A 1,798-nucleotide genomic window follows, 5' to 3' on the forward strand; every position below is an offset into this window, starting at 1 on the left:
GTACTTTCTCTACCTGTTACAGGAATAAACACGCGTACGGGTGTATTAGACACAACCCCTTGGCTGATCACACTTACAGAGTCGCTGGTCGTTTCAGATCCTAGGAGATACAGCTCATAGTCATTGTCAGTCTGTGAGCTATCAAAAGTGATATTAACATATCCCCCTTTCCCAAGCTGAGGTTCTGGAATATTTTGAGCATCAAAACTCAGTATACTTTCCAAGCTTTGGTTGGCTCTTGCTACTAAATCAGTGGCAAACAAGGTATTCAGTCGGGTTCGGTAAGGTGCGTAATTGGAGTTTAAATAACAGGCACCACTTGTGCTGGAGTCGATTAGTTCATCGTAATCAATAGGGTTGTAATCGCCTGCTGATTTTTCTGTGTTAAAGACTAAAGTTTGATCTGTAACCGTCTCTTGGCTCGTTTTATTCTCTACAATAAGATTGACAGTGTAACTTTCTGTTTGCTCAACCATTGACCCGCTGGGGCTATTATAATCTATCAAAACTACAGTTTCTTCATTATCACTTGGTATGTCTACCCAATTATCATCCGTTGAGTCTACTCGTGAAGTAACATGGAGTTTATATCTAAAGAACTGAAACCCACCATTATCAGTAATGGTATATGTATATTGTGCATTTTCTTCTGTGTTTTGTACAATCTCAATACCGATATTGTAGTCATCACTACTAAGATAACTTGGTAGTGATTTAGTTATAGTTGCAGGAAATACCTGGGCAGATAAGGCTGGTGTAAATGGAATTTGTAATATCTCATCGAGTTCACATTTTACACGTGTTTGTGGACAGCCAGAAAGTGCGTTTGATATAATTGTACCCTGAAAAAGATCAGATATCACTAACCGTCCATCATGATATTCTGGAAATTCTGCACCAGGACCTGGATACATACCTAGCTGGTGAGGCTCAAAATGATCATCATTTTTATTCACAGAGTATTGTATAAAAAGGTCATGAACATTACTCAGATCGTCAGCTATTTCACTCCCTGTAAAATAAAAATCGATTGCCTCTCTAACTTCAGTATATACTTCTTCATCATTCTCTGTATATATAGTGTAAGTATGTTCGTACTCTTCCTTATGAAGACAATTGTTTAAGTCTCTAGTATCAAACATACATACAACAAAATTATTTATGTGCCCCCAATAACCTATGTTCAAATCCGCATTAATTTGAGCAGTGACATGATATAAGCCATTACTGCTTTGGCTTGAGGTTTCTAAACTGCTAATAGTCGTCAGTGTGCTGTTTGGATAAGCAGAATAATATGCAAAATGTCTTTCCACACCAATGTAGTGAAAAATCCCCATATAGCTTAGTGGCTGTAATTGAATATTGAAACTTGTTGTGAAATCACTACTACCTGGAGTTAGCGTCCAGTTAGCTATTTCAGCTATATTACTTGGAGTAACAACAGTTAAGCAATCTTCATAACTAGCTATATACTCTTGATCTCCAACCTCTAATGTCACCCCACTTTGAATGTTAATTTGAGGTGTGGGTACTGCAAGGTTGTTGATGTACCCACTTGCGAAACCGTTGATCACATTTATAAGTCCCAATGTGTCATTGTCATTATCAAACTCTTGCTCAAAGTCAACGGCTTGGTTTTCCACAAATTGATACTTTAGGTTATAAATATACCTAATTACTTTATTGTCATTTGATGTGTTTAAGTTGTTATAAAACAAACCAAACATATCATCCATGGTAGTTGCGGTTGCAGGATCAGCAGGCGTTAATTCCATCCGCGCATTAATAAAACCACCAT

At 37.4% G+C, this 1,798-nt stretch carries 1 protein-coding gene; it reads right to left on the reverse strand.

Going from position 1 to position 1,798, the window contains the following annotated elements:
- Positions 1-1,798: hypothetical protein (locus tag ACQ96U_RS27050; RefSeq protein ID WP_431724393.1), on the reverse strand; the 1,798-nt coding region annotated here is incomplete at both ends.

It is taken from the genome of Zooshikella sp. RANM57, from assembly GCF_050749885.1.
In the GTDB taxonomy this organism is placed as follows: Bacteria; Pseudomonadota; Gammaproteobacteria; order Pseudomonadales; family Zooshikellaceae; genus Zooshikella.